The organism is Sanguibacter massiliensis, assembly GCF_900240335.1.
Taxonomy (GTDB): Bacteria; Actinomycetota; Actinomycetes; order Actinomycetales; family Cellulomonadaceae; genus Flavimobilis; species Flavimobilis massiliensis.
On the sequence record NZ_LT964979.1, the window covers coordinates 1,066,018 to 1,091,184 of the forward strand.

Genomic DNA, 25,167 nt, shown 5'->3' on the forward strand with positions numbered 1-25,167 from the left:
CCGTCGTTCCACTCCGCTGCGTCACGGTCTGGTGAGGATACAACGAGCCACGGACAGGCTCGCGCCGTCGGGCGGTCCCGCGTGCTGCGCGAGACGTTCCTCCCGTGGCCGACGGTCCCGGACGTGTCGATGTCTCCATGCCTTGTCCAACTGTTCCGGGGCCTCAGGTGTTCCCGGTCGGCGTTGACTCACCCGGTGACGATCTCGTGAAGGAGCTCGAGTGCCGCGAGCGCGGCACGCTCACGGATCTCCGCGCGGTCTCCGGGGAGGTCGAGCCGACGCTTCCGGACGACGCCGTCGACGCACGCCGCGACGTGCACGCGGCCCGCAGGGACCCCGTCCTGGGGGCCGGGTCCTGCGACTCCGGTCGTCGCGATGCCGCAGCGAGCCCCGAGGAGCCGGGCCGCGCCGAGCGCCATCTGCCCGGCGACGTCGGCGTCGACGGGTCCTCGCTCGGCGAGCAGCGCCGCATCGACCCCGAGCACCGTCGACTTGACGTCCGTCGCGTACGCGACGACGGCGCCGAGCACGACGTCCGAGGCGCCGGGCGGGCCGACGAGCGCGCTGCTCAGCATCCCGCCCGTGAGCGACTCGGCGACGGCGACCGTGAGCCCCCGTTCGCGTGTCACGGCGAGCAGCCCGTCGGCGGCGGCAGCGAGCATCGTCATGCGTGGCCCTCGCGCACGACGGGGTTGCGCAGGGTCCGGACGACGTAGTCGAGGCCCGTGACGAGCGTGACGACGACCGCGAGCCCCATGACGGCGTAGCCGGCGGTGTGGACGAGCTCGGGTAGGACGCCGCGCGGCAGGAGGAGTATCGAGAGCGCGACCGACTGGAGGACGGTCTTGAGCTTGCCGCCGCGCGACGCAGCGAGAACGAAGCGATCCATGACGAGCAGCCGCATGGCGGTGATCCCGAGCTCCCGCACGAGGATGACGATCGTCACCCACCACCACAGCTCACCGAGGAGCGAGAGGCCGACGAGCGCAGTGCCGATGAGGGCCTTGTCGGCGATCGGGTCGAGGAGCTTGCCGAGGTCGGTGACGAGGCCCCTGCTCCGGGCGAGATGCCCGTCGACCTTGTCGGTCGCGGCCGCGACGACGAAGAGGACCGTCGCGACCCAGCGCCAGGGAGCTGTGTCGCCGCCGTCGACGAGCAGGGCCCAGGCGACGAACGGAACCATGAGGATGCGGGCCGCCGTCACCGCGTTCGCGATGTTCCACTGCGTCCGCCACATGCTCCCGGAGTTCTGCGTCATCCTCACAGAATAGGCGCTGGCACCCAGCATGACGGGCGGTAGTCTCCCCTGTGTGATGCGCCATGCCCAGAACGGTTCTGCTCATGCGGCAGGCCCCCGACGCTGGGCAGTGGTCGCGGCGTCGGTCGCGGTCGTCGTCGCCACCGGGACGGCCGCGGCGGTCGTCGTCCCGGACCTCCTCGGCGGGCGCCCGGAGGGCCCGTCGTCCGTTCCGACTGCCCCTGTCGCGTCGACGGTACCTCAGCCCACGACCCCGCCTGCCGAGCCCACACCGACGCCGACGCCGACGCCCGACGTCGATCTCACGATCCTCGCGGCGGGTGACGTCCTGCCGCACACGCCCGTGATGCGATCGGCCCGTACGGGCGACGGCTACGACTTCCGACCCCTGCTCGCCGGGCTCGACAGCTGGGTGCAGGGCGCAGACCTCGCCCTGTGCCACATGGAGGTCCCGGTCGCGCCGGAGGGTCGTCCGGTGTCGGGCTACCCCATGTTCGGCACGACGCCCGCGCTCGTCCGTGACCTCGCGGCGCAGGGGTGGGACGGATGCTCGACCGCGTCGAACCACTCGGTCGACAAGGGATTCGCCGGGCTCGCGCGCACGCTCGACGTCTTCGACGCCGAGGGTCTCGGCCACGTGGGCACCGCGCGTTCCGCGGAGGAGTCGTCGCAGGCGCAGCGTTACACGCTCGAGTCGCAGGGACGCACGACGGTCGTCGCGCACCTCTCAGGCACGTACGGCACGAACGGCATGCCGGTCGACGCCGACAAGCCGTGGTCGGTGACGATGCTCGACGCGGACGCGATGATCGCGGCGGCGAAGGCTGAGCGCGAGCGCGGCGCCGACGTCGTCCTCGTGTCGATGCATGCGGGGAACGAGTACGTCACCGCGCCCAACGACGAGCAGCGGGCGTTCGCCGCGGCGCTCGCGCGCTCGGGCGAGGTCGATCTGCTCATCGGTCATCACGCGCACGTCCCGCAGCCGTTCGAACGTCTCGACGGCGGTCCCGGCGACTCCGGGATGTGGGTCGGTTACGGCCTCGGCAACATGATCTCGAACCAGGACTCGGACTGCTGCATCGCCGAGACGTCGAACGGGCTGCTCATGCTCGCGAACGTCCGCCATGCGGCGGACGGCCCGGCCCGCGTCACGGGTGTCGAGTGGGTCGGCATCACGGTCGACCGCCTCGACGGTCACCGGCTTCACGCGTTCGCGGATCTCGACGGCTCGAAGGTCGGAAGGCTCTCCGCCGGTGCGCTCACGGCGCGTGAGAAGCACGTGCGCGACGCCGTCGACGGGTCGGCGCCTGAGCGGCGCGAGCCGACGGCGTCGACCGCGACGGTGACGGTCGAGGAACGCTCCGAGCGGTGATCCTGGTGCCGTTCAGCGGCCGGTGAGCGACCAGGCGTCCTCGGACCCGTCCTCGTCGTCCCCGTCGCCGTAGTCGTGCGCGACGGGCGGCAGTCCGGAGCCGACGCCGTCGGCGTACCTGTCGTCGGGAGCATCCTGGTCGAACGCGGGCTCCGAGGTCGAGGGCGCGTCCTCGCCACGGAGCATCGCGAGCGCCGCAGGCAGCCCCTCGGGCTGCACGAGGACGTCGCGCGCCTTGGACCCCTCGGACGGGCCGACGATCTCGCGCGACTCGAGCAGGTCCATGAGTCGGCCAGCCTTGGCGAACCCGACGCGGAGCTTGCGCTGGAGCATCGAGGTCGAGCCGAACTGTGACGTGATGACGAGCTCGGCGGCCTGGAGCAGGACGTCGAGGTCGTCACCGATGTCGTCGTCGATCTGCTTCTTCGCGGCCGTCACCGTGACGTCCTCGCGGTAGACGGGCTTGAGCTGCTCCTTGACGTGCGCGACGACCGCCGCGATCTCCTTCTCCTCGACCCAGGCGCCCTGGACGCGGGCCGGCTTGGCCTCGCCCATGGGCATGAAGAGGGCGTCACCCTGGCCGATGAGCTTCTCGGCGCCCGGCTGGTCGAGGACGACGCGCGAGTCGGTGAGCGAGCTCGTCGCGAACGCGAGGCGCGAGGGGACGTTGGCCTTGATGAGGCCCGTGACGACGTCGACGGACGGGCGCTGCGTCGCGAGCACGAGGTGGATGCCGGCCGCGCGGGCGAGCTGCGTGATGCGCTGGATCGACGCCTCGACGTCGCGCGGGGCGACCATCATGAGGTCCGCGAGCTCGTCGACGACGACGAGGAGGTACGGGTACGGGGCGATCTTGCGCTCGGATCCGGGCAGAGGCTGGACCTTGCCCGCACGGACCGCCGCGTTGAAGTCGTCGATGTGCTTGTAGCCGAACATCGCGAGATCGTCGTACCGCGCGTCCATCTCCCGCACGACCCACTCGAGGGCTTCGGCAGCCTTCTTGGGGCTCGTGATGATGGGCGTGATGAGGTGCGGGATGCCCTCGTAGATCGTCAGCTCGACGCGCTTGGGGTCGACGAGCACCATGCGCACCTGGTCGGGGGTCGCGCGCATGAGCAGCGACACGATCATCGAGTTGACGAAGCTCGACTTACCCGCGCCCGTCGCGCCGGCGACGAGGATGTGCGGCATCTTCGCAAGGTTCGCGACGACGTACCCGCCCTCGACGTCCTTGCCGATGCCGATGATCATGGGGTGCTCGCTGCGACGCGCGACCGACGAGCGCAGGACGTCGCCGAGGACGACGGTCTCGCGGTCGGCGTTGGGGATCTCGATGCCGATCGCGGACTTGCCGGGGATCGGCGAGAGGATGCGGACGTCGGCGCTCGCGACGGCGTACGCGATGTTCTTCGAGAGGTTGGTGATCTTCTCGACCTTCGTGCCGAGGCCGAGCTCGACCTCGTAGCGCGTCACGGTCGGGCCGCGCGAGAAGCCGGTGACCTTCGCGTCAATGCCGAACTGCTCGAAGACGTTCGAGAGCGACTCGACGACGCGGTCGTTCGCGGCGGACCGCACCTTGTGCGGCGGGCCGGTGAGGAGCGTCTCCTCGCTGGGAAGGACGTAGACGATGTCGCCGCCGAGCATGGGCTGCTCGCCGTGCGGGACGGCGGTCGTCGGGGGCGCGGCGGGCTCGGGAGCAGGTTCGGCGGCGGGCACCGTCGCCGGGACGGTCGGCGCGGTGGCCGCTGTCGGAGCGGTCGCGGCCGGTACGTCGTCGGCCGCGTCGTGCCCGAGCAGCGCGGTCACGTCGGTCGACCCCGGCTCGACCTCGCGCATTGCGGCGGAGTCGAACGGACGGACGCCGTCGCCGCCCTCCGCGAGCGTGGTCGTCGGCGTCGCGTCGGCGTCGTCGTCCCTGCGGCGGCCGAAGCGCCTGCGACGAGGCGCAGCCTCGATCGGATCGGTGCCGTCGTGACGCGAGACGCCCTCGGCGAGCTCGAGCGGGCCCGCGTCGTCGGTCTCCTCGTCCGTGGCCGGAGCGTGCCCGACGAGCTGCCGCAAGCGCGGGACGATCTGGTTGATGGGCGTCGCGGTGAGGACGAGGACCCCGAAGAACGCGAGGAGCACGAGCACCGGCACCGCGATCCACGCGCTGAAGGCAGCGACGAGCGAGTTGCCTGCCGCGTAGCCGAGGATGCCCCCAGCCTCCTGGAGCCCGTCCCAGCCGTCCGTCGGTGAGGGACGCCCCGACGAGATCGCGACGACCCCGCACACGGCGACGAGGATCGCGGTGATGCCGATGCCCTTGCGGCTCGTCTCCGCGCTCTCCTGCGGTGCACGCATGAACCGCACCGCGAGCCAGCCGAGGAGGACGGGAAGCGCGACGCCGACGACGCCGAGGAGCCCGGCGACCCCGAGGTGCACCCACTCCATGACGAAGCCCTCGAGCCCGAACCACTCGCGGCCCGCGACGACGATGGTGAGGGCGAGCAGGAGCAGCGCGACGCCGTCCCGGCGGTGCGCCGGGTCGAGGTCACGCGCTCCGCGCCCGACGCTGCGGAAGCCGCCGCCGACGAGGTGCGCGGTGCCCATCCAGGCGCCCTTCGCCATGCGCAGCGGGAGCGCGGGCTGCGTCGGTTCGGGCTGCGGCGCGCGCCGACCCGACGTCGAGCCCTTGGACGACGAGCTGCCCGAACGTGCCCCGCCCGAGCCGCGCGACGACGCACCGGCGCTGCGCGCCGTCGTCGTGCCGCGCTTCGCGGAAGGTGCTGAGGAGCCACGTGTCGCCATGGTTCCGAACCTACCAACGACCGCCGACACACCATGGCAGCGGCGCGGCACGAGAACGTCACACGGTCCGACGACGACACCCCGGGACCCTCAGGGTCCCGGGGTGTCAGAGCGATGCCGAGGTCAGGCCTCGACGACGACCGGCACGATCATCGGACGACGACGCAGGCGGTTCGAGACGAACCGGCCGACGACGCGCCGCATGACCTGCTGCAGCTGGTGCGTGTCGACGTTGCCGCCTGCCGCCGCTTCCTCGAGGGAGTCCGAGAGCTGCGGGAGGATCCCGTCGAACACGGCTTCGTCCTCGGCGAATCCGCGCGCGTGGATCTCGGGTCCCGCGACGATCTTCCCGGTCGAGGAGTCGATGACCGCGAAGATCGAGATGAAGCCCTCCTCGCCAAGGATCCGACGGTCCTTGAGCTCGGCGTCCGTGAGCTCGCCGACGCTCGAGCCGTCGACGTACACGTAGCCGCACGGGACGGCACCGACGATCGACGCCTTGCCGTCGACGAGGTCGATGACAAAACCGTCCTCCGCGAGGACGACGCGCTCGGGCGGAACACCCGTGCGGACCGCGAGCGCGCCGTTCGCGACGAGGTGACGCACCTCGCCGTGGATCGGCATGACGTTGCGCGGGCGCAGGATGTTGTAGCAGTAGATGAGCTCGCCCGCGCTCGCGTGGCCCGAGACGTGCACCTTGGCGTTGCCCGAGTGGACGACGCGCGCGCCGAGACGGGTGAGCCCGTTAATGACGCGGAACACCGACGACTCGTTGCCCGGGATGAGCGACGACGCGAGGATCACCGTGTCGCCCGGGCCGACCGACACCTTGTGGTCGCGGTTGGCGATGCGGCTGAGCGCGGCCATCGGCTCGCCCTGCGAGCCCGTGCACATGAGGACGACCCGGTCGTCCGGGAGCGTGTCGATCTTCTTGAGATCGACGAGCAGCCCGTCGGGCACGTGGAGGTAGCCGAGCTCGGACGCGATCCCCATGTTGCGGACCATGGAGCGACCGACGAACGCCACCTTGCGTCCGTGCGAGTGCGCCGCGTTGAGGACCTGCTGGACGCGGTGGACGTGCGACGCGAACGAGGCGACGACGATCCGGCCGTCGCACTGGTCGAAGACGCCCTCGAGGACCGGACCGATCTCCTGCTCGCCCGTGACGAACCCGGGGACCTCGGCGTTCGTCGAGTCGACCATGAAGAGGTCGACGCCCTTTTCGCCGAGGCGGGCGAACGCGCGCAGGTCGGTGATGCGGCCGTCGAGCGGCAGCTGGTCCATCTTGAAGTCGCCCGTGTTGAGCACGGTGCCGGCGGGGGTCGTCACGGCGACGGCGAGCGCGTCAGGGATCGAGTGGTTGACTGCGATGAACTCGCACTCGAACGCACCGAAGGACTCCGTCCGTCCCTCCTTGACCGCGAAGGTCACGGGCGTGATGCGGTGCTCCTTGAGCTTTGCCTCGATGAACGCGAGCGTGAGCTGCGACCCGACGACGGGGATGTCACGGCGCATGCGCAGGAGGTACGGCACGCCACCGATGTGGTCCTCGTGCCCGTGCGTGAGGATGATCGCCTCGATGTCGTCGAGGCGATCGGCGATGTACTCGAAGTCGGGGAGGATGAGGTCGACGCCCGGCTGGTGATCCTCAGGGAAGAGGACGCCGCAGTCGATGACGAGGAGCCTGCCGTCGAACTCGAGGACGGACATGTTGCGTCCGACCTCGCCGAGCCCGCCGAGCGGGACGACCCGCAACCCGCCTGCGGGGAGCGGCGGCGGCGCGGGAAGCTCGGGGTGGGCGTTGCTCATGTGGGGTGCCTTTCAGTGGGACGGATCGAGCAGTCCCGCGGCCACGAGGTGGGCGCGGACGACGGCGACCTCGTCGTCGGTGGCTGCCACCTGGGGCAGCCGGAGGGTCCGGGTGGGCACGAGGCCCAGGAGCTCGCACGCGGCCTTCGCCATGACGGCCTGGAAGCCCGCGCCGTTGACGGCGTCGATGGCCTCCGTGATCGTCGAGAAGACCGACCAGGCGCGCGCGTGGTCGCCCTCGTCGAACGCACGTGTGATCTCGGCGAGCTGGTCGCCGACGACGTGGCCGACGACGGAGACGATGCCGCTCGCGCCGTATGCGAGGTAGGCGGGGTAGAGGGCGTCGTCACCGCAGTACCAGGCGAGGCCGGTCGACGCGATGAGCTTCGAGGCCCCGTAGATGTCGCCTGTCGCGTCCTTCATGGCGACGACGTTGTCGTGCTCGGCGAGGCGCGCGATCGTCGCGGGCGCGAAGCGGACACCCGTGCGCCCGGGGACGTCGTAGAGCATGACCGGGACGTCCGTGGCCTCGGCGACCGCGAGCGTGTGACGGTAGACGCCCTCCTGCGAGGGACGCGAGTAGTACGGGGAGACGACGAGGAGGCCGTGCGCGCCGGCCTCGGCGGACTGCTCGGCCATGCGGACGGCGTGCGCCGTGTCGTTCGAGCTCGCGCCCGCGACGATCCGCGCACGGTCCCCGACCGCCTCGACGACGGCTGCGACGAGCTCGGCCTTCTCGGGGGCGTGGGTCGTGGGCGACTCGCCGGTCGTGCCGTTGACGACGAGCCCGTCGTGCCCGTGGTCGACGAGGTGCTTCGCGAGCGCGGCCCCCGCCTCGACGTCGACGGCGCCGTCCGGCGTCATCGGGGTGACCATCGCGGTGAGCACTGCGCCGAACGGGCGCGCGGGGGTCTGCGTCATGGAGGCCAACCTATCGCGAGACGACACCATGGCGCGTGCGGGGCACGCCCTGCGGACGCACGTCACGTGCCACGTGCCAGACGTCCTGGCAGGGTCGGTGCCCGGCCCACTAGCATCCGACACATGGGGCAGGGGAACGACACGGTCGACGACGCCGACGAGGTCACGACCGGAGGTACGGCGCCGGGGCGCCGCGCGATTCTGCGCGGCATGGCGACCATCGCGGCGGTGGGTGCGCTCGGTGCCGTCGGTGGTTCCGTCGCACAAACCGCGCGGAGCGACCGTCGTCCACCCACATACCGCGTCTCGCCGCGACCCGAGACACGCACGACCGCCTGTGCGTCCCGTGTCGTGTGGCGCGCGGGGTGCGCCGAACCGCTCGTCGCGCTCACCTTCGACGACGGTCCCGACCCTCGCTGGACGCCGCTCGTCCTCGAGATCCTCGCCCGGCACGACGCCCGAGCGACGTTCTTCCAGCACGGCTCAGCCGCACGCGAGCATCCGGGAGTCGCCCGCGCGGTCGTCGAGGGCGGTCACGAGATCGGATCGCACGGCTGGGACCACACGGACCTCACACGCTACGAGGCGGCCGAATGTCTCGACCACCTCACCCGCACGCACGAAGCGCTCGTCGACGTCACCGGCACAACCCCGCGCTGGCTGCGCCCGCCTTACGGACGCATGGATGCACCCGTGCTCTACGCGGCAGCCGAGCTCGACTACGACGTCGCCCTGTGGTCGCACCACCTGCCGACTGACGGCGCTGAGGCCAAGGTCGACCGGGATCTCGCGACAGCGAGCCCCGGCATGGTCATCCTTTGCCACGACGGACGTGGCACTCCGGCCGAGTCGCTCTACGCCGCGGTCGAGCGGCTCGTGCGCTCGCTCACGGAGCGCGGCATGCGCTTCGTGACGATGAGCGAGATCGTCGACGCGGTGCCCGCGCACCGCTGATCCGCCGAGCCGCGCTCCGTCCGAACCACGCTGTGCGCGTACGGCCCCGGCTCAGCCGCCGGTGCGCTCGTAACGCTCGACCGCATAGCGCATGCCGTTCGCGGCAGTCGTCCAGCCCGCGCCGGGCTCGCGCGCGACGAGCGTCCAATCGTCCCCGATCTCGGGCGCATGGACGTCGACGTCGTAGTTACCGTCGATCTTCGTGACGACGAGCTCGTCGGCATCGTCGACGGCCTGCGCGTACACCTGACCGCCGCCGATGATCCACGCGCGCTCCCCCGCGACGCGGGCGAGCGCGTCCGCGAGCGAGCGCACCGTCTCGGCTCCCGGAGCCTCGTACGAGGCGTCGCGCGTGAGGACGATGTTACGGCGGCCCGGCAGCGGTCGGACACGATCGGGAAGCGACTCCCACTGCTTGCGCCCCATGACGACCGCGTGCCCGCGCGTCTGCTCGCGGAAGAACGCGAGATCCTCCGGGAGGTGCCACGGCAGAGTCCCGCCCATGCCGATGCCGCCGCTCGAGTCCTGTGCCCAGATCATGCCGAGCCACGTGCCCGGCGCGCGCTCGCTCACACCGCCACCTGCGCCGCGATCGCCGGGTGGTGCTCGTATCCCTCGACGACGACGTCGTCGAAGGTGTAGTCGAGGATCGACGCAGCCTTGCGCAGCGCGAGCGTCGGGAACGGGAACGGCTCACGGCTCAGCTGCTCGCGCACCTGCGCGTGGTGGTTGTCGTAGACGTGGACGTCGCCGCCCGTCCACACGAAGTCCCCGACCTCATAGCCCGCCTGCTGCGCGACCATGTGCGTGAGCAACGCGTACGACGCGATGTTGAAGGGCACGCCGAGGAACATGTCTGCCGAACGCTGGTAGAGCTGGCACGACAGCCGGCCGTCCGCGACGTAGAACTGGAAGAACGCGTGGCACGGCGCGAGCGCCATCTTGTCGAGCTCGGCGACGTTCCACGCCGAGACGATGTGCCGGCGCGAGTCGGGGTTCGCACGCAGGTCCTCGACGACCTTCGTGATCTGGTCGACGTGCCCGCCGTCGGGCGTCGGCCACGAACGCCACTGGACGCCGTAGACCGGGCCGAGCTCACCGTCGGCGTCCGCCCACTCGTTCCAGATGCGGATGCCGTGCTCCTGGAGCCAGCGGACGTTCGAGTCCCCCCGGAGAAACCACAGGAGTTCGCCGACGACCGACCGCACGTGGACGCGCTTCGTCGTGACGAGCGGGAAACCCTGCGCGAGGTCCCAGCGCAGCTGTCGGCCGAAGACCGAGCGCGTGCCGGTGCCCGTCCGGTCCGCCTTGGGGGTGCCGTGCTCGAGAACGTCGCGCAGAAGATCCTCGTACTGCGTGTCGGGGCGCCGCGTCATGGCCGGAAGCCTACGGGATGGCCCTGCCGAGACGCCGGAGGCGGCGCATGATGGACTCATGGCTCCGACGACGACGCTCCCCCACGACCTCCCCACCGGTTCGCTCGTCGGCGGCGAGTGGCAGGCTGCCCCGAGCACGTTCGAGGTGCACGACCCCGCGACCGGCGACGTCCTCGCCGAGGTCGCCGACGCGGACGGCGCGGGGGCGCCCGCGGCGCTCGACGCCGCGGCCGACGCCGCCCCGGCGTGGCGGGCCGCCTCGCCGCGTGCCCGCGCCGACGTCCTGGCCGACGTCCACCGCACGCTGCTCGCGCGCGGCGAGGAGATCGCCGCTCTCATCACGGCCGAGGGCGGCAAGCCGCTCGCGGAGTCGCGTGCCGAGCTCACGTACGGCGCCGACTACGTCCGCTGGTACGCCGAGCAGGCGGTGCGCACGGGCGGCCTTGCGCGCACCGCCCCCGCGGGCGGCGTTCGGCAGATCGTCTCGCGCCGCCCCGTCGGCCCCTCGCTCCTCGTCACGCCGTGGAACTTCCCGCTCGCGATGGCGACGCGCAAGATCGCGCCCGCGCTCGCCGCGGGCTGCACCGTTGTCGTCAAACCCGCGCGCCTCACGCCGCTCACGACGATGCTCGTCGCCGAGATCGTCCGCACGACGCTCGCGACGCACGACCTACCGACGGGCGTGCTCAACGTCGTCACGGGCACGAGCGCGAGCCGTCTCACCGAGCCGCTGCTCGCCGACCGCCGCCTGCGCAAGCTGTCGTTCACGGGCTCGACCGACGTCGGCCGCACGCTGCTGGCGGGCGCCGCCCAAGGCATCCTGCGCACGTCGATGGAGCTCGGCGGCAACGCCCCGTTCCTCGTGTGCGACGACGCGGACCTCGATCTCGCCGTGACGAGCCTCCTCCAGGCGAAGATGCGCAACTCCGGGCAGACGTGCGTCGCCGCGAACCGCATCTACGCGCAGGCTGGCATCGCCGACGAGCTCACGGCCCGGCTCACCGAGGCGTTCGCGCGGTTGCGCGTCGGCCCCGGGGCGCGCGACGGCGTCGAGGTGGGCCCGCTCATCGAAGCACCCGCGGTCGACCGCATGGACGAGACCGTCGCGGGCGCGCTCGCCGACGGTGCCCGCGTGACGACCGGTGGGGATGCCCCGCGCGGCCCCGGCCACTTCTTCGCACCGACAGTACTCGCAGACGTCCCCTCCGACAGCGTCGTGCTCCGCGAGGAGATCTTCGGTCCCGTCGCGCCCGTCACCCGCTTTGGCACCCTCGACGAAGGCATCGCGCTCGCGAACGACACCGACGCGGGCCTCGTCGCGTACGCGCACACCCGCGACGTCAGCACCGCGATGCGCCTCGCCGACGAGCTCGAGGCCGGGATGATCGGTCTCAACCGGGGCATGGTCTCCGACGCGAGCGCGCCCTTCGGCGGCGTGAAGATGTCCGGCCTCGGCCGCGAGGGCGGCGAGGCGGGGCTCGAGGAGTACCTCGAGACGGTGTACGTCGCGCTCTGACCGCGATCCGGGACTCACCGGTGTCCGTATCGTGCACTGGGTCCAGGCCCGTTCGGACGCCGCCTCTAGTCTGGGCGCTCCACGTCCTGACGACCGGAAGGCCGCCATGAGCGAGCTCAGCACCCCCACGCCCGACCCGACCCTCGCCGGCCCGCGCTACAGCTCGTCGCTCGGCGCGATGATCTTCGCCTCCCGCTGGCTGCAGGCCCCGCTCTACCTCGGCCTCATCGTCGCGCAGGTCGTCTACGTGTGGCAGTTCCTCAAGGAGCTCTGGCACCTGCTCGTCGGCGGGTTCACCGGTGTCCACACGACCGAGGACCCCGTCACCCACGCGGTCGTCGAGCACACGTTCGGCGCCGAGGAGATCATGCTCGCGGTGCTCGGCCTCGTCGACGTCGTCATGATCTCCAACCTCCTCATCATGGTGATCGTCGGCGGCTACGAGACGTTCGTGTCCCGCATGCGCCTCGACGGGCACCCCGACCAGCCCGAGTGGCTCAGCCACGTCAACGCGAACGTCCTCAAGACCAAGCTCGCGATGTCGATCATCGGCATCTCGTCGGTCCACCTGCTGCGGACGTTCATCGAGTCGAGCTCGGGCCGCATCACGGGCGAGATCATGCTCTGGCAGACGGTCATCCACCTCGCGTTCGTCGTCTCCGCGCTCGCCCTCGCGTGGATCGACCGGATGTCGCTCACGGCGCACCAGCGCGCCGCCAACGCGGCGGCCGCCGTCCACTGACGCCACGCGCGGCGCACGAGTGTCCGCGGGACGTCCGCAGGCGGGAGAGACTGGACCCATGAGCCTGTTCTCCCCGACCGCGGACGTCTCCGTCCGCCCGGCCGTGCCGGGCGACGAGGTCGCCATGGCCGACCTCCAGATCGCCGCGTGGCGAGCGACGCACGCCGACGCCCTCGGCGCCGACGTCCTCGACCGCCTCGACCCCGACGGCTTCCGGACCCAGTGGGCGACCGCCGTCGGCACGCCGCCCGGGCCGGGCTTCGCGGTGCTCGTCGCGTGCGCCGGCCCACGCGTCGTCGGCTACGTCGCGCTCTCCCCCGGCGCGATCGCCGGCCTCGAGGTCGCACCCGACGAACGTCGCAAGGGCCACGGCTCACGTCTGATGTCCGCGGCCGTCGACCGGCTGCGCCAGGACGGTGCCGAGGAGGTCTCGGCGTGGGTCCTCGCGGGCGACGAGGGGCGCGAGCACTTCCTCTCAGGCGCTGGCATGGCGGCCGACGGGCGCCGTCGCACGCTCGACCTCGGCGGCCGAGAGGTCGTCGAATGTCGGTGGAGCGCAACGCTCTGAGCGGTCCGGTTCTCCCCGTTCGAGCGTTTGCGCCACGCTGCGGGCACCGATAGTTTTCACACCGTGACGGACATCCCGGAATACCGCTTTGTCGACGCCGAGCTCGAGCCCGGGCTCGAACGCACCACCTTCCTCGCGTGGGACGGCTCAACTCATATCCCACATGCCGCAGATCCGCGAACTTACGAGCTCCGTCGACTGCCCGGGCTCGAAGGGACCGCCGAACGATTCTACGCGTGGCTCAGCGCCGACGGAACAAGCGTCATCTCATCGCATCATCGCTGGCTCGAGCCCGGCATCGTCGACCATCGCATACTGCAAACACTCCTGCCGACGCTCCTGCGCTCGCCGATCGCCCAAACAACAAGCGGGCGACTCGACCACTTCCGACAGTCGTTCGACATCAAGGTCGATGTTATTCTTGCCGCCCAGTCAAGGGCAGCGACCAGCAGCAGTCCGAGCGGATCGAACGCGCCGGCCTGGTCCCAATCCACCACGCTGAGTCTCAGCGAGTCCGGCGGCGAGCTCACCCCGGCACTGGAAATCCCTGGGCATCAAATCCGGCTGAGCGATGAAGCGATGACGGCCGCACAGCTTTCACCCGACAGTTCGCGGATCGCGTTCTCTGTGAATCCGCAACCAGTCGAACCAGGCATGAACTCCGCCACAACGGCCGTCGTCGATTCCGGGACGGGGGAGGCAGTCGCAGAACTCGGGGTGTATGGACTCCATGGAACACAATCATGGAGTCCAGACGGTCGACGACTCCTGGTGCGCAACGCCACGACCCTGGCAATACTCGATGTCGACTCAGGTATTTTGACGTCCCCGCCGGGGCTACCTCGCGAGATCCATCTCCAGCCCAAGAAGCGCGTGCACCGAGTCCAGGGCTGGTACGACGACAATCACGTTGTCTCCGTCTTCCAGGAAGGGCCGATCAACTCGATGTTCGCGGTCAACATCTATGACGGAGCGACGACTCCGCTCTGCACCGTGAAAAAGCAGGGCCTCACTCTGTTCCACATAGCGGCGAACCTGACATTGATCTAGCAATCGCCCTCGTCTGCGATTAACACAGCAAAGAAGCCCGGACCATGCGCCAGTTCATTCGAGCCTTCGTCGCCATCACACTGTTCGCCAGCACAATTACAATGGCTCCCAGCCAAGCGTCAGCACACACGCCGCAGGTCACATATCCGGCGTCGAGCGAATCCATCGGCGTTGAGTGCGACCCGCTGTTCGTGACGAACATAGCTCGTGGCCGATATTGTGTGAATGGTCGACTGGTCCGCACCAACGGCCGAATCGCGGAACCATGCTTCGTTGCCGCGAGCTCCGCAGTCGTAGCCCGCGGCGAGTGTTCAGACACTGAAGTTCGCCAAGCCGAGCGGATTGCCCAGGTTCGCCTCATCCACCATCTCGAAAGAGCACTTGGTGCAGGTGCGGTCTACCGGGAGACTCGGATTCGACGAACCGGCCCGAATCTCTTTTCAGATACAGGACGCACCGATGTGGTCACGCACGAACAGAGCGTTGCCGATCCCGCAAATGCGCCCGTCGACATCTACGAGCTCAAGCTCGTCAACAACGGCACCACCGCCAAGGCCGCCGCTCAGCTTGACAACTACGTCAACGGCCGCGTCACCCCCTACGGAACCTCCACCGGCGCCTACTCCCTGCGGATCTTCACCCCACCCCCCGCACAGGCCTTCACCCTCACCGACATCGGCCACGAAGCCACCGTCGGCACCCGCGTCGCCACGAACTCCCCCGCCGCCGGCGCCAGACACCTCGAAACACACCTGTCCAAGGACACCTACACCTTCACCCCCACCCGCACCGCCGAAGTCCTCCTGGACACCACCGGCCACTCCGCACTCCAGTGGCAGCTCTTCGACCACGACGACAACCCACTGACCGACCTAGCCCCCTTCACCAAGGGCAACACCTTCAACGTCGAAGCAGACACCACCTACCGCATCGACATCACCTTCGACCCCGCAAAGACACATCTCACCTCAGCCAGCTACGCCTTCACCCTGCGCGAGCAGCCCGACTGAGGGCCGTGACGTCATTCGCGCAGACACGTCCGTCCACCTTCTCCTCACCTCAGAAATGGAGCACCTATGAGCGTCGCCCTTCTCGGTAGTGGCCACGTCAACCTCATAGCTTCAGCACTCATCCACCTCGCGGGGTTCCCTGCCGATGCGGGCCCCGAGCTCTCGCGGGTCCTTCTCACGGAGAACACCGACGCCTATCTGCGCCGCTACTTCGACGGCCCCGCGGTGCTCGAGGACCCGAGCGACTACGACGACGAGGACCTCGAGGAGATCGAGGAGATCCGTGACATACTGCGCGACCACCACTTCGTTGCGGTGCCCGCTGCCGAACTCAAGCCCGAGGCCATCGACGACGCCGTCGGCATGTGGCGCTACCAGGTGAGCAGCCAGGACGGCCACGAGAACCTGGCCGGCTGGAAGCTCTGCGACCAGCTCGAGGCCACGCTGGCAAAGTAGCGCGGCCGCTCAGCCCTGCGCGCGGTCGTGGAGGTGTGCGGCGCGCCGCAGCGTCGCCCGCGCTCTCCTGCGGTCCCCTGCGGCGTCGTAGGCGAACGCGAGGTGGTACCAGACGCGCCAGTCGTCGGGAGCGGCCGCGGCCTGGGCCTGCGCCACCGCGAACGCCTCGTCGGCCGCGGCGCGGTCGATGCGGCCGCCGGGCGAGCGCGGCAGGTCGTCGACCGGCAGCTCGTCCGCGGCCGCGAGCTCGTCGGCCATGCGCTGCACGTGCGCGGCGAGCGACCACTCACGCCAGATCGTCCAGATGACCAGCAGCGGGATCGCGAGCACGCCGACGCCGAGCGCGATGCCGATCGGCTCGCCCGTGCGCAGCAGCGTGACGCCGCGCCCCGCGATCGCCCACGCGTAGATCCCGAGCAGCGCCGTCACCGCGAGGGCGGGCACGAGCCCGCGACGTACCTTGCCCACGGTCAGGAGAGGTCGAGGACGTTCTCGAGGCCGACCGTGAGGCCCGGCCGCGAGCCGATCTCGCGGACGCCCAGGAGCACGCCCGGCATGAACGAGACGCGGTCGAACGAGTCCTGGCGGATCGTCAGCTGCTCGCCGACGTTGCCGAGGAGGATCTCCTCGTGCGCGACGAGGCCGCGCAGGCGCACCGCGTGCACGCGGACGCCGTCGATGTCCATGCCGCGCGCCTCCCAGCCGTCCTCGGTCGCGTCAGGGCTCGGCTCGACGCCCGCCTCTGCGCGAGCGGCGGCGATCGCGTGCGCCGTGTGGCGCGCGGTGCCGCTCGGGGCGTCGACCTTGTCGGGGTGGTGGAGCTCGACGACCTCGACCGACTCGAAGTAGCGCGCGGCCTTCGCGGCGAACGCCATCGCGAGGACCGCCGACAGGCCGAAGTTCGGGGCGATGAGCACGCCCACGTCCGTGCCCTCCGCCGCCTTGCGCGCGAGGTGCTCCGTCACGCGCCCGCGGGACGCGTCGTCCCAGCCGGTCGTGCCGACGACGACGTGGACGCCCGCGTCGATCGCGGCGTGCACGTTGGCCTCCGTCACCGAGGGGATCGTGAAGTCGACCGCGACGTCCGCGCCGCTCGCAGCGAGACCGGCTGCGATGTCGTCGCCCGCGTCGAGCCGCGCGACGAGCTCGAGGTCAGGAGCCGCCTCGACGGCCGCGCAGACGTTGGTCCCCATGCGTCCCGCGGCGCCGAGCACCGCGACCTTGATCGTAGAAGTCACGGGACCACCCTATGCGTGTGCGCTGCGTGCGCGCGCACCGTCCCACGGCTCAAGGCGGGCGTCACGGGTGCCGACACACGTGCATGGGCAACAACGACCTCACGCATGAACTGCGCAGGCCGCGTATCTCCCCCTCGACGATCATCATCGTCGGAACCCTCGCAGTCGTCGCGGTTCCTCTTCTCGAGGGCATGGCCGACCTGGGCTTCGCGAGCCTCGGGCGGGGCCCCCTCACTCTCATCGTGGCACTCACCGCCGCTGTCCTCGCACGCACGCTGCGCGGCACGTCCCGGACGCTCGCACTCTGCGCGCTCGTCGCGGCCATCGTCGCAGCGACCCTACCGCCGGCGATCATGCTGCACATCTCCGTCCGCGACACCTACGCGGAGATCGGCGAGGCCGTGCCCGACTTCATGATCGCAAGCATCATCGGCGGCTACGCCGTCGCGGTCCTCGCACCCGCCACGGTGATCGCCGCCGCGGGAGCAGCAGCACGTGCATCCGTCGCGGGTCCGGCGCCCCGGACATCCACAGCGACCCGCGCCGTCTGGCTGACGATCGTCGTCGTCGCCGTCGGGACGCTCGCCCTGCGCCTCACCGTCGTCCTCCTGCCCGACGGCGAGGCAGTGCTCCGGACGACGCTCGAGGACCTTCATCTCTCCTCGCTCGGCGAGCAGCCGTGGCTTCTCGCGCTCGTCGTGATCGGCGTCGTCAGCACCGCCGCCCGCCACGGCCTCCACCTCGGGTGGTCCGTCACGCTGCTCGCCACGACGGCATTCCACGTCGCGTCCCCGACACGGTGGTGGGGCGGGCTCGGGGACCTGTTCGCCACGCCGCTCGACCTCCTCGGGTTCGTCGCCAACGGCCTCCTCGGGCTCGCCGGCCACGGCCCGGCCCTCGAGTGGGACCCGAGCGCGATCCTCGCCGCCCTCCTCGTCGTCGCCGCCGGCGCGGCGATGATCGTCGCCGCACGCCTCGACCGAGCATCCGCACCTCTCGCCGTCACCACAGCCTGAACACAGCGGAACGCAGAGAACAGGGGCGGTGGCTGCCCGTGGGCTGCCGCGCCCCGGTTCCTCGGAACCTCGGCGGGTCGTGCCGGTCAGCCGCCGAAGGGGCCGACGCGGACCGTCGTGCGCGGACGCGACGCGAGGTCCTGAGCGAGCGCCTGGACGTCCGCGAGCGTCACAGCCTCAACCCGCTCGAGCGCCTCGTCGACCGAGAGCAGCTCGCCGTACGTGAGCTCGGACTTGCCGAGCCGCGTCATGCGCGAACCCGAGTCCTCGAGGCCGAGGACGAGCCCGCCGCGGAGCTGGCCCTGCGAGCGGCGCAGCTCGACCTCAGTGATGCCGCCGTCGGCCAGTTTCTCGAGCTCCGCGACGAGCAGCTCCGTCACCTCGTCGACGCGCGACGGCGCACAGCCCGCGTAGAGACCGAACACGCCCGCGCCGGCATACCCGGACGCGAAGGAGTACGTCGAGTACGCCAGACCGCGCTTCTCACGGATCTCCTGGAACAGGCGTGACGACATGCCGCCGCCGAGCGTCGCGTTGAGCACCGTCATGACGTACCGGCGCTCGTCAGACGCCCGGAGGCCCACGGTGCCGAGCACGACGTTCGCCTGCTCGACGGGCCGCGAGATCTCGACGTGCGCGGGCTCCGCCGGGAGCACGACGTCCTCGAGGTCATCGCTACGTCGGGGACGGGGCGCAGCACCAGTCTCGAGGGTCCAGCCCCCGGCGACGGCTGCCTCCGAGACCTGACGGCACAGCTCGTCGTGGTCGACGTTGCCCGCGGCCGTGACGACGAGCGTCTCCGGCCGGTAGTGCCAGCGATAGTGCTCCCACACGGCGTCCCGGGGGACGTCGCGGATCGCCTGCGGCGTCCCGCCGATCGGGCGGCCGAGCGGCGTGTCGCCGAGGACCGCCTTCGAGAACTCCTCGTGGACGACGTCCGTCGGGTCGTCGTCGTTCATGGCGAGCTCTTCGAGGATGACGCCGCGCTCGGTTTCGAGTTCGTCGGCGTCGAGCCGCGCCGACGTCATCATGTCCATGATGACGTCGACCGCCATGGGCAGGTCCTGGTCGAGCACGCGCGCGTAGTAGCACGTGCTCTCCTTGGCGGTCGCCGCGTTGGCCTCGCCACCGACCTCGTCGAAGGCCTCCGCGATCGACATGGCGTCGCGCCGCTCCGTGCCCTTGAAGAGCAGGTGCTCGAGGAAGTGCGTCGAGCCGAAATGGCCCGACGTCTCGTCACGGGAGCCGACGCCGACCCACATGCCGATGCTCGCCGAGCGCTGGCCCGGCGTGGACTCGGTGAGGACGCGAAGACCGCCGGGCAAGACGGACCGTCGGATGACGGTGCCGTCCTGCCCGGCGGTCAGCTCGCTCCCCGGCTCACCCGCGCGGGTGAGAGGAAGGTTCCAGCTCACGTCAGGCGTCGTCCTCGGCGGACTCGTCCTCGACGACAGCGTGGAGCGACAGCTTGCCGCGCGGGTCGATCTCGCCGATCTCGACCTGGACCTTCTGGCCGATCGAGAGGACGTCCTCAACGTTCTCGACACGCTTGCCGCCGACGAGGCGACGGATCTGGCTGATGTGCAGCAGACCGTCCTTGCCGGGCGACAGCGAGACGAACGCGCCGAACGTCGTCGTCTTGACGACGGTGCCGACGAAGCGCTCGCCGATCTCGGGAACGTGCGGGTTGGCGATCGCGTTGATCGCCGCGCGGGCGGCCTCGGCAGACGGGCCGTCCGTGGCACCGATGTACACGGTGCCGTCGTCCTCGATCGAGATGTCCGCGCCCGTCTCGTCCTGGATCTGGTTGATCATCTTGCCCTTCGGGCCGATGACCTCGCCGATCTTGTCGACGGGAACCTTCACCGTGATGACGCGCGGGGCGAACGGCGACATCTCGTCCGGCACGTCGATGGCCTCGTCGATGACGTCGAGGATCGCGAGGCGAGCCTCCTTCGCCTGGGCGAGGGCACCGATGAGCACGTCGGCGGGGATGCCGTCGAGCTTCGTGTCGAGCTGGATGGCCGTGACGAACTTCCGCGTGCCCGCGACCTTGAAGTCCATGTCGCCGAACGCGTCCTCGGCACCGAGGATGTCGGTGAGTGCCGCGTAGCGGGTCTCACCGTCGACCGTGTCGGAGACGAGGCCCATGGCGATGCCCGCGACGGGCGCGCGCAGCGGCACACCGGCGTTGAGCAGCGAGAGGGTCGCGGCGCACACGGAGCCCATCGACGTCGAGCCGTTGGAGCCGAGAGCCTCGGACACCTGACGGATCGCGTAGGGGAACTCCTCGCGGCTCGGGAGCACCGGCACGATCGCGCGCTCGGCGAGCGCGCCGTGGCCGATCTCGCGGCGCTTGGGCGAGCCCACGCGGCCGGTCTCGCCGGTCGAGTAGGGCGGGAAGTTGTAGTGGTGCATGTAGCGCTTGCGCGTCTCGGGGGCGAGCGAGTCGAGCTGCTGCTCCATGCGGAGCATGTTGAGCGTCGTCACACCGAGGATCTGCGTCTCGCCACGCTCGAAGAGCGCCGAGCCGTGAACGCGCGGGAGGACCTCGACCTCGGCCGAGAGCGTGCGAATGTCCCGCAGGCCACGACCGTCGATGCGGAAGCCATCCGTGAGGATGCGCTGACGGATAAGCTGCTTCTGCACGGAGCGGAACGCCGCGGAGAGCTCCTTCTCACGGCCCTCGAAGTCGCCCGAGAGCTGCGCGACGATCTCCGCCTTGATCTCGTCGAGGCGGTTCTCGCGGTCCTGCTTGTCCGCGATCGAGAGCGCGTCGCCGAGGGCTGCGGTCGCCGCGGCCTCGACGGCCGCGTAGGTGTCAGCCTGGTAGTCCGGGAACGTCGGGAAGACCTGGGTCTCCTTGGCCGCGGCCTGCGCGAGCGCGACCTGGGCTTCGACGAGCGCCTTGATGAACGGCTTCGAGGCCTCAAGGCCCTGGGCCACGACGTCCTCGGTCGGGGCGACGGCACCCTCGTCGTGGATGAGGTTCCACGACGCCTCGGGGGCCTCGGCCTCGATCATCGCGATCGCGACGTCGTCGCCGACGACGCGGCCCGCGACGACCATGTCGAACGTCGCGCGCTCACGCTCGGAGTAGCGCGGGAACGCGACCCACTGGCCGTCGACGAGCGCGATACGCACACCGGCGACGGGGCCCGAGAACGGCAGGCCAGAGAGCTGCGTCGACGCCGAGGCGGCGTTGATCGCAAGCGTGTCGTAGGAGTCGTCCGGGTGGATCGCCATGACGGTGAGGACGACCTGGACCTCGTTGCGCAGGCCCTTGACGAACAGGGGGCGCAGCGGGCGGTCGACGAGGCGGCACGCGAGGATGGCCTCGGTCGAGGGGCGGCCCTCGCGACGGAAGAACGAGCCGGGGATCTTGCCCGCGGCGTACTGGCGCTCCTCGACGTCGATCGTCAGGGGGAAGAAGTCGAAGTGGTCCTTCGGGTGCTTGCCGGCCGTCGTGGCCGACAGGAGCATGGTGTCGCCGTCAAGGTAGGCGACGACGGCGCCGGCGGCCTGCTTGGCCAGGCGGCCCGTCTCGAAACGGACGGTGCGGGTGCCGAAGCGACCGTTGTCGATCACGGCCTCGGCGAACTGGATCTCGGGACCCTCCATGGGGTGCCCTCCTCTCGTTCGGCCCCGGACCCCACGGTCTTCGATCGAGGCCCACGCAACGCTGCTGCGGTGACGGGGGCCACTACCGAGGACCGGACGAGGTTGCCGGGGCGGGGTGGTGCTGGTGGGTGCGGCGGCCGGGCGGCCGGCGCGGGTGGTGACACCGAGCCAGCCCGGACCCAAGGGGTCCGGGCTGGCTCGGAAGTGTCAGCGGCGCAGGCCGAGGCGCTCGATGAGGCTGCGGTAGCGCGCGATGTCGACCTTCTGGAGGTAGCCGAGGAGGCGACGACGCTGGCCGACGAGGAGGAGCAGGCCACGACGGCTGTGGTGGTCGTGCTTGTGCTCCTTGAGGTGCTCCGTGAGGTCCTTGATGCGCTGCGTGAGCATCGCGATCTGGACCTCGGGGGAACCGGTGTCGCCCTCGTGGGTCGCGTACTCGGACATGATGGACTGCTTGGTGGCCTTGTCGAGGGGCACGATTCTCCTAGTTTTATGCTCGTTGCGCGGCGCGCCGGGGCTGATCCTCCGGGCACTCTCTGTCCGCGGCCGTTCGAACGGCGAGGTCAAGCCTACCAGCACGGGTGGCCCGGACCGTGGTGACGCACCACACCCGCGGACGCAGTTCGCCGCACGCTCAACGTGCGGTCGTCACCGCGCTCACCCGCACCGGACGACGGTCGAGGGTCTTGACCGTCACCGTCCCCGAGAAGGGCTTCGAGAGCTTCACCGTGTACCGGACGAGATGCTTCGTCCGGCTCGACGCGGTCGAGAACGTCGCGACGCGCTTCGAGCCCGCGTAGACGGCGAACCGGCCCTGGCCACGCCCACTCGCCGCCGTGACCTGGATCGTGCGGACGTCCTTGGACTTCTTCACGCGCAGCCGCGCGTTCTTCGCCGAGGTCGTCCACGCGACGCCGCGCAGGTACCGCGCGTCACGGACAGTCTTCCAGCGTGCCGCGCCCGTCGACCGCTGCACCGTGCCCGGGGAGACGTGCCGCGTGATCTTCGGGAAGACCGCACGTGCCGAGCGGCCCCCGTCGCCGACCGCGACGATCCCGACCTCGGCGGTGCGTCCGTAACCGAGCTTGAGCGTGTACGTACGCGACGTCGTCCGCTTCACGACGCGCCAGGCACCGAGCTTCCCGCCGTGCGACGCGGCGCGGACGTGCACCTCATAGCTCGTCGCACGCGGCGCTGCGTTCCAGCGGAGCGTCGCCGTCGATGAGAGTCGCACCGGGGCGACCGTCGCGCCCGGGGCACGGAGTTTGGGGGTCGCTGGCGCTACCGGTGCGGGCGGAGGCGTCGGGGTCGGCGCGGGACCCGTAGTGCCGCCGGGTCCGCCGTCACCCGGCGCCGTGCCCGTCGAGTCCCAGCGTGGGAACGCGAGCGACGTCAGCGCGACGCGCGTGCCGCTGTCGAGCGTCCGCGCCGTCACCGTCCCCGAGACCGCCGCGGGCAGGTCGACGACCCGCACAGCGGCCGACGCAAGAGCGTCCGCCGCCCAGCTCACCTCGCCGACGACGGTCGAGCCGACAGAGACGCTCACCCTCCCGTTGCCCGGGCCTTCCTCACCGACGAGCACGATCCGGCGCGCATCCCTGACGGACGACACCTTGAGCGTCGCCCCCTTGCCGGTCGTCGCCCGCAGCGCACCGTCGACCGCGCCGTCGGACGGCTGCTTCTTCCAGCTTGCTGAGAACGTCAGCGCAGACTGCGAGACGGGTCGCGTCGCCCTCACGAGGTCGGTCATCGCGCCTCGCTCCCCCGTGGCGGACACTGCGCGCACGACGACGAGCCGGTTAACGCCGGGGCTCACGGTGAGCGTCGCCCGCGGGGTCTTCACCGTCGCGACCGTGCGCCAGCCGCGCGCGTCAGCGAACGCGTTGCCGTGCGACGCGGGACGCTCGAGCAGCTCGTAGCCGGCTGCGCCCGCGACCGGCTGCCACGTGTAGACCTGCTGCGTCGTCAGCTGTGCGGGGCTCTGCTGGGCGGTGTGCGCGTCGGGCACCGGCGCAGGCAGGACGGGCTGCGCCGCGCCGTGCGCGGCGACGGCTGCGTCGACGAGCGCAGCGACGCGTGTCCGGATCGATCCGAGCTTCGCGTAGAGCGTCGTGCCGGGGCACGCCGTGATGTTCGTGTCGCGATGGCCCTGGATGACGTTGACCGTGATCGTCTCCCCCGGCTTCGCGTGCACCCCGCTCTTCGTGCTCGTGCCCGTGTAGAGCTTGGTCTTCCCGCGCGGGTCAAGCCCGTGCTCGTAGGCCTTCCACGCGAGGAGTTGCGCGATCGACTCGAGCATCGCCTCCGAGGGTCCGTCGACCTTGCCGTTCTTGTTGTCGTCACGGTTCTCGAAGTTACCGATCGCAGAGATTCCGATCGTCGTCGTGTTGTAGCCGCCCGCCTGGGCGCCGATCGGCAGCGTGTCGATCGCGCCGTAGCGTCCCTCGTAGAGCGTGCCGAAGCGGTCCACGAGGAACTGGTAGCCGATGTCCGGCCACTTCATCGACTGCGTGTGGTACGCGTACACGCTGCGGACGAGCTTGGCGGCGTCCTTCTGCGCGTAGTCGTTGCGGTTGACGGTGTGGTGGACGTACATCGCGGCCAGCCGCGACGACTGGTCCTGCGGCGTCCATGCGCGGCGCAGCTTCTCGTCGGCGCCCCATTCCGCGCGGGTGACGACCCGTGGCCGCAGGACGGAAGCGGTCGCCGCCGATGCCGTCGCGAGCGCCCCGGTCGCGCCGATCGCCGCATCAGCGGGCGAGCTGCCCGCGTCGACGAGGTCAAGGCGCACCCCCGCAGGCTCGTTCCCCGACGCGGTCCGGACGCGCGCCTGGACACCGTCGGCACCGGCGGAGACGAGCGGCTCCGTCCCCGCGCGGTCCGACGTCGCGACCGCTTCGCTCTCCGGCAGGGCGACCCACTCGCTCCACGCGCCGCCCTCACGGATGCGTACCGTGACCTCGAGGACCTCCTCGGCCGAGGCCGCGTCCCATGTGACGCCGACGGCGGTGAACCGCTCGGTCCGGGTGAGCGGGGTGAGCGCAGCAAGGTCGGGATCCGTCGCCGAGGCGAGCGGCTCGAGCTCGGGGACGGCCTCGACGGGTGTCGGTGCGAGCGCGTCCTCAAGAGCGACCGCCCGTTCCGTCGCGGCGTCCGTCCGCACCTCGGGTGGCGCGTCGAGCGCTCCCGGCTGTGCCGCGGCGCGCGCGTCGACACCGTCGATCGTCATGTTGACGACTTCGGGCGTCACCGGTGTCGCCGCCGCGACGGGCATCGAGACGACGGGCAGGGCGAGACCTGCGACCGTGAGTGCGGCGACCGTCGCGGCCGAGACGAGCCTGCGCATGAGCATCCCCTGATCTGCTGTCGGACGGTCGCGTCGACGACCCGCGACGTACGATAACAAGTCGGCGCGCATTCTCACAGGCCCCACGCACAACACGTCTGGCTGGGCGGCAGGTCGCGCCGGC

The 25,167-nt window shown here is 70.7% G+C and carries 22 protein-coding genes; 9 read left to right on the forward strand and 13 right to left on the reverse strand.

Annotation, left to right across the window (positions count from 1 at the left end; all coding sequences use genetic code 11):
* Positions 1-188: 188 nt before the first annotated feature.
* Complete coding sequence (locus C1729_RS04965; protein WP_102508962.1) at positions 189-668, reverse strand: CinA family protein; 480 nt, start codon at positions 666-668, stop codon at positions 189-191.
* Positions 665-1,258 (reverse strand): CDP-diacylglycerol--glycerol-3-phosphate 3-phosphatidyltransferase, encoded by a 594-nt coding sequence (pgsA, locus tag C1729_RS04970; RefSeq protein WP_242493719.1) that lies wholly within the window; start codon positions 1,256-1,258, stop codon positions 665-667. The genes C1729_RS04965 and pgsA overlap by 4 nt, the downstream gene beginning before the upstream one ends.
* Positions 1,259-1,313: 55 nt before the next feature.
* Between pgsA and C1729_RS04975 the strand changes: the two genes are divergently transcribed.
* Complete coding sequence (locus C1729_RS04975; RefSeq protein ID WP_102508964.1) at positions 1,314-2,630, forward strand: CapA family protein; 1,317 nt, start codon at positions 1,314-1,316, stop codon at positions 2,628-2,630.
* A 12-nt stretch (positions 2,631-2,642) separates the two neighbouring features.
* Here the strand turns inward: C1729_RS04975 and C1729_RS04980 are convergent, their stop codons facing one another.
* From C1729_RS04980 to dapA, 3 genes are all read right to left on the reverse strand, one after another.
* The gene (locus tag C1729_RS04980; protein WP_102508965.1) at positions 2,643-5,420 is read right to left on the reverse strand and encodes an FtsK/SpoIIIE family DNA translocase; all 2,778 of its coding nucleotides are present in this window, start codon (positions 5,418-5,420) and stop codon (positions 2,643-2,645) included.
* A gap of 123 nt (positions 5,421-5,543) precedes the next feature.
* Positions 5,544-7,229: a ribonuclease J gene (locus C1729_RS04985; RefSeq protein ID WP_102508966.1), complete on the reverse strand. Its 1,686-nt coding sequence runs from the start codon at positions 7,227-7,229 to the stop codon at positions 5,544-5,546.
* A 12-nt stretch (positions 7,230-7,241) separates the two neighbouring features.
* Complete coding sequence (gene dapA, locus C1729_RS04990; RefSeq protein ID WP_102508967.1) at positions 7,242-8,150, reverse strand: 4-hydroxy-tetrahydrodipicolinate synthase; 909 nt, start codon at positions 8,148-8,150, stop codon at positions 7,242-7,244.
* A 123-nt stretch (positions 8,151-8,273) separates the two neighbouring features.
* Between dapA and C1729_RS04995 the strand changes: the two genes are divergently transcribed.
* Entirely contained in the window at positions 8,274-9,104 is an 831-nt protein-coding gene (locus C1729_RS04995) for a polysaccharide deacetylase family protein (RefSeq protein ID WP_207204564.1), read from the forward strand.
* Between the two features lie 51 nt (positions 9,105-9,155).
* Here C1729_RS04995 and C1729_RS05000 read toward each other — a convergent pair whose 3' ends face one another.
* Entirely contained in the window at positions 9,156-9,677 is a 522-nt protein-coding gene (locus C1729_RS05000) for a dihydrofolate reductase (protein WP_340637936.1), read from the reverse strand.
* Positions 9,674-10,480: a thymidylate synthase gene (locus C1729_RS05005; protein WP_102508968.1), complete on the reverse strand. Its 807-nt coding sequence runs from the start codon at positions 10,478-10,480 to the stop codon at positions 9,674-9,676. The genes C1729_RS05000 and C1729_RS05005 overlap by 4 nt, the downstream gene beginning before the upstream one ends.
* 58 nt (positions 10,481-10,538) lie before the next feature.
* Here C1729_RS05005 and C1729_RS05010 point away from each other — a divergent pair, with 58 nt between their 5' ends.
* The 6 genes from C1729_RS05010 to C1729_RS05035 all read left to right on the forward strand — a co-directional run bounded on the left by C1729_RS05010 (position 10,539) and on the right by C1729_RS05035 (position 15,822).
* The gene (locus C1729_RS05010; RefSeq protein WP_102508969.1) at positions 10,539-11,996 is read left to right on the forward strand and encodes an NAD-dependent succinate-semialdehyde dehydrogenase; all 1,458 of its coding nucleotides are present in this window, start codon (positions 10,539-10,541) and stop codon (positions 11,994-11,996) included.
* Positions 11,997-12,102: 106 nt separating this feature from the next.
* Positions 12,103-12,738 (forward strand): TIGR00645 family protein, encoded by a 636-nt coding sequence (locus C1729_RS05015; RefSeq protein WP_102508970.1) that lies wholly within the window; start codon positions 12,103-12,105, stop codon positions 12,736-12,738.
* A 58-nt stretch (positions 12,739-12,796) separates the two neighbouring features.
* Positions 12,797-13,306 (forward strand): GNAT family N-acetyltransferase, encoded by a 510-nt coding sequence (locus C1729_RS05020; protein ID WP_102508971.1) that lies wholly within the window; start codon positions 12,797-12,799, stop codon positions 13,304-13,306.
* A gap of 63 nt (positions 13,307-13,369) precedes the next feature.
* Positions 13,370-14,356, forward strand: a complete 987-nt coding sequence (locus C1729_RS14280) for a TolB-like translocation protein (protein WP_129590666.1) — start codon at positions 13,370-13,372, stop codon at positions 14,354-14,356.
* A gap of 44 nt (positions 14,357-14,400) precedes the next feature.
* Positions 14,401-15,366 (forward strand): hypothetical protein, encoded by a 966-nt coding sequence (locus tag C1729_RS14285; protein WP_129590667.1) that lies wholly within the window; start codon positions 14,401-14,403, stop codon positions 15,364-15,366.
* A gap of 66 nt (positions 15,367-15,432) precedes the next feature.
* Entirely contained in the window at positions 15,433-15,822 is a 390-nt protein-coding gene (locus C1729_RS05035) for a hypothetical protein (protein ID WP_102508974.1), read from the forward strand.
* Between the two features lie 9 nt (positions 15,823-15,831).
* Here the strand turns inward: C1729_RS05035 and C1729_RS05040 are convergent, their stop codons facing one another.
* Positions 15,832-16,290: a hypothetical protein gene (locus tag C1729_RS05040; protein ID WP_102508975.1), complete on the reverse strand. Its 459-nt coding sequence runs from the start codon at positions 16,288-16,290 to the stop codon at positions 15,832-15,834.
* Between the two features lie 2 nt (positions 16,291-16,292).
* Entirely contained in the window at positions 16,293-17,060 is a 768-nt protein-coding gene (gene dapB, locus C1729_RS05045) for a 4-hydroxy-tetrahydrodipicolinate reductase (protein ID WP_102508976.1), read from the reverse strand.
* 83 nt (positions 17,061-17,143) lie between these two features.
* On the opposite strand from dapB, the gene C1729_RS05050 reads away from it, so the two are divergent.
* Positions 17,144-18,076: a hypothetical protein gene (locus tag C1729_RS05050; RefSeq protein WP_102508977.1), complete on the forward strand. Its 933-nt coding sequence runs from the start codon at positions 17,144-17,146 to the stop codon at positions 18,074-18,076.
* Between the two features lie 86 nt (positions 18,077-18,162).
* On the opposite strand, the gene C1729_RS05055 is transcribed toward C1729_RS05050, so the two are convergent.
* The 4 genes from C1729_RS05055 to C1729_RS05070 form a co-directional block, all read right to left on the reverse strand.
* Positions 18,163-19,491 (reverse strand): M16 family metallopeptidase, encoded by a 1,329-nt coding sequence (locus tag C1729_RS05055; RefSeq protein WP_102508978.1) that lies wholly within the window; start codon positions 19,489-19,491, stop codon positions 18,163-18,165.
* A 1-nt stretch (position 19,492) separates the two neighbouring features.
* Entirely contained in the window at positions 19,493-21,697 is a 2,205-nt protein-coding gene (locus C1729_RS05060; RefSeq protein WP_102508979.1) for a polyribonucleotide nucleotidyltransferase, read from the reverse strand.
* Positions 21,698-21,904: 207 nt separating this feature from the next.
* A complete protein-coding gene (gene rpsO / locus C1729_RS05065; RefSeq protein ID WP_102508980.1) occupies positions 21,905-22,174 on the reverse strand; it encodes a 30S ribosomal protein S15 in 270 nt (89 codons plus the stop codon).
* 157 nt (positions 22,175-22,331) lie between these two features.
* Positions 22,332-25,043, reverse strand: a complete 2,712-nt coding sequence (locus C1729_RS05070) for an N-acetylmuramoyl-L-alanine amidase (protein ID WP_165375420.1) — start codon at positions 25,041-25,043, stop codon at positions 22,332-22,334.
* Between the last annotated feature and the right edge of the window lie 124 nt (positions 25,044-25,167).

Excerpts from the sequence above, each read along its gene's own strand:
- C1729_RS05015 (WP_102508970.1), top strand. The coding sequence starts at position 12,103 with ATGAGCGAGCTCAGCACCCCCACGCCCGACCCGACCCTCGCCGGCCCG.
- dapA (WP_102508967.1), bottom strand. The coding sequence starts at position 8,150 with ATGACGCAGACCCCCGCGCGCCCGTTCGGCGCAGTGCTCACCGCGATG.
- C1729_RS05035 (WP_102508974.1), top strand. The coding sequence starts at position 15,433 with ATGAGCGTCGCCCTTCTCGGTAGTGGCCACGTCAACCTCATAGCTTCA.
- C1729_RS04965 (WP_102508962.1), bottom strand. The coding sequence starts at position 668 with ATGACGATGCTCGCTGCCGCCGCCGACGGGCTGCTCGCCGTGACACGC.
- C1729_RS04980 (WP_102508965.1), bottom strand. The coding sequence starts at position 5,420 with ATGGCGACACGTGGCTCCTCAGCACCTTCCGCGAAGCGCGGCACGACG.
- C1729_RS05060 (WP_102508979.1), bottom strand. The coding sequence starts at position 21,697 with ATGGAGGGTCCCGAGATCCAGTTCGCCGAGGCCGTGATCGACAACGGT.
- C1729_RS05010 (WP_102508969.1), top strand. The coding sequence starts at position 10,539 with ATGGCTCCGACGACGACGCTCCCCCACGACCTCCCCACCGGTTCGCTC.
- C1729_RS05005 (WP_102508968.1), bottom strand. The coding sequence starts at position 10,480 with ATGACGCGGCGCCCCGACACGCAGTACGAGGATCTTCTGCGCGACGTT.
- pgsA (WP_242493719.1), bottom strand. The coding sequence starts at position 1,258 with ATGACGCAGAACTCCGGGAGCATGTGGCGGACGCAGTGGAACATCGCG.
- C1729_RS14285 (WP_129590667.1), top strand. The coding sequence starts at position 14,401 with ATGCGCCAGTTCATTCGAGCCTTCGTCGCCATCACACTGTTCGCCAGC.
- C1729_RS04975 (WP_102508964.1), top strand. The coding sequence starts at position 1,314 with ATGCGCCATGCCCAGAACGGTTCTGCTCATGCGGCAGGCCCCCGACGC.
- C1729_RS05070 (WP_165375420.1), bottom strand. The coding sequence starts at position 25,043 with ATGCGCAGGCTCGTCTCGGCCGCGACGGTCGCCGCACTCACGGTCGCA.
- C1729_RS05020 (WP_102508971.1), top strand. The coding sequence starts at position 12,797 with ATGAGCCTGTTCTCCCCGACCGCGGACGTCTCCGTCCGCCCGGCCGTG.
- C1729_RS04985 (WP_102508966.1), bottom strand. The coding sequence starts at position 7,229 with ATGAGCAACGCCCACCCCGAGCTTCCCGCGCCGCCGCCGCTCCCCGCA.
- C1729_RS05050 (WP_102508977.1), top strand. The coding sequence starts at position 17,144 with ATGGGCAACAACGACCTCACGCATGAACTGCGCAGGCCGCGTATCTCC.
- C1729_RS04995 (WP_207204564.1), top strand. The coding sequence starts at position 8,274 with ATGGGGCAGGGGAACGACACGGTCGACGACGCCGACGAGGTCACGACC.